Genomic DNA, 1,574 nt, shown 5'->3' on the forward strand with positions numbered 1-1,574 from the left:
TTCTCACCCGGCGGGGTGCCGCCGTGCGTGGTCCTGGCTGGACCAGGCACGAAGGGGCACTCAGCCGGTCAGCGAGGGGAAGGCCGGGACGAGCCCGCCGTCGATCACGACGTCCTGCCCGGTGATGTACGAGGAGCGCTCGGAGAGCAGGAAGGCGACCGTCTCCGCGACGTCCTCGGCGGTGCCCAGCCGGCCGAGCGGCACGTGGCGGCGGATCGGCTCGTGGTCGGCCGGGTCGGGGACGGCCGCGTGGAACATCTCGGTGACGATGTAGCCGGGGCTGACCGAGTTGACCCGGATGCCGCGTCCGGCCAGTTCGCTCGCGAGGGTGCGGGCGAGGCTGAGGACGGCGGCCTTGCTGGCGGCGTAGACGGCGGCGCCGGGCAGGCCGCGGTGGGGGGTCCAGGAGGCGTTGAGGACGACCGATCCGCCGCCGGCGGCGTCGAGCAGCGGCAGGGCGTGCTGGACGGTGAAGAACACGCCCTTGAGGTTGGTGGCGACGATCCGGTCGAACTCGGCCTCCGCCACCTCGCCGACCGGCTGGAAGCCGGCCACGCCCGCGTTGGCGAAGACCCCGTCGAGGCGCCCGTACCGCTCACGCACGGTGTCGGCCAGCCGGGCGAGGTCGGCGGGTACGGAGGCGTCGGCGCGGACGGTGAGCAGCCGGTCGCCGGCGTCGAGGCGGGCCGCGGCGCGGGCGAGCCTGGCGTCGTCGCGGCCGGTGATGACGACCCGGGCGCCGGTGCCGAGGAGGTGGCGGGCGGTGGCGAAGCCCATGCCGCTGGTGCCGCCGGTGACGAGGACGGCGGGGGCGGTGGGGGCGGTGGGGGCGGTGGGGGCGGTGGAGGAGGTGTTGTTCATGGCGTCCACCCTCGTGACCGGCGCCGGGGCGGCACCAGGCCTGCCCCGACCATGGGTCCCGGAGGACCACCCTCCGGAAACACTTCCGGAAACAGCCTCCGGAAAACCACCCTCCCGAGCGGGAATCGCGGCGATCACCGGGTGGTTGGGCCAAGGCGACGGTCCACTACGGCACTCGCGAAGAAGGACTTCCCATGAAGATCGGCATCATCGGCGCGGGCAACATCGGCGGCAACCTGACGCGGCGGCTGACCGCGCTCGGGCATGAGGTGGCGGTGGCGAACTCCCGCGGCCCGGAGACGCTCAAGGCACTGGTCGAGGAGACCGGTGCGACGGCGGTGACGGTCTCCGAGGCCGCCCGCGGGGCACAGGTGGTGGTGGTGACGGTGCCCCTGAAGAACGTGCCGGACCTGCCCGCCGGGCTGCTGGACGGCGCCGCGGAGGGCGTGGCGGTGATCGACACCGGCAACTACTACCCGAAGGAGCGCGACGGCCGGATCGACGCGATCGAGGACGGCGGGCTCACCGAGAGCCGGTGGACGGAGCAGCACATCGGGCACCGGGTGGTGAAGGTGTTCAACGGCACCTACGCCCAGGACCTGCTGGAGCGTCCGCGCCCGGCGGGCGACCCGGAGCGGCTCGCCGTGCCGGTCGCCTCGGACGACGAGGCGGCCAAGCGGGTGGTCCGGGCGCTGGTCGACGAGCTGGGCTTC

2 protein-coding genes are annotated in these 1,574 nt (G+C 74.0%); one reads left to right on the forward strand and one right to left on the reverse strand.

Features of this window, described 5'->3' with window-relative positions; genetic code table 11:
* Nucleotides 1-60: 60 nt before the first annotated feature.
* A complete protein-coding gene (locus tag ACFU6K_RS38590; protein WP_380671274.1) occupies nucleotides 61-861 on the reverse strand; it encodes an SDR family NAD(P)-dependent oxidoreductase in 801 nt (266 codons plus the stop codon).
* Nucleotides 862-1,055: 194 nt separating this feature from the next.
* Here ACFU6K_RS38590 and ACFU6K_RS38595 point away from each other — a divergent pair.
* The coding region (locus ACFU6K_RS38595; RefSeq protein WP_380671276.1) for an NADPH-dependent F420 reductase at nucleotides 1,056-1,574 on the forward strand (519 nt) is incomplete at its 3' end.

Source organism: Kitasatospora sp. NPDC057512 (assembly GCF_042802135.1).
Classification (GTDB): Bacteria; Actinomycetota; Actinomycetes; order Streptomycetales; family Streptomycetaceae; genus Kitasatospora.

What these genes read in the sequence shown, in the direction of transcription:
- ACFU6K_RS38590 (WP_380671274.1), bottom strand. Translation starts at nt 861, where the DNA reads ATGAACAACACCTCCTCCACCGCCCCCACCGCCCCCACCGCCCCCACC.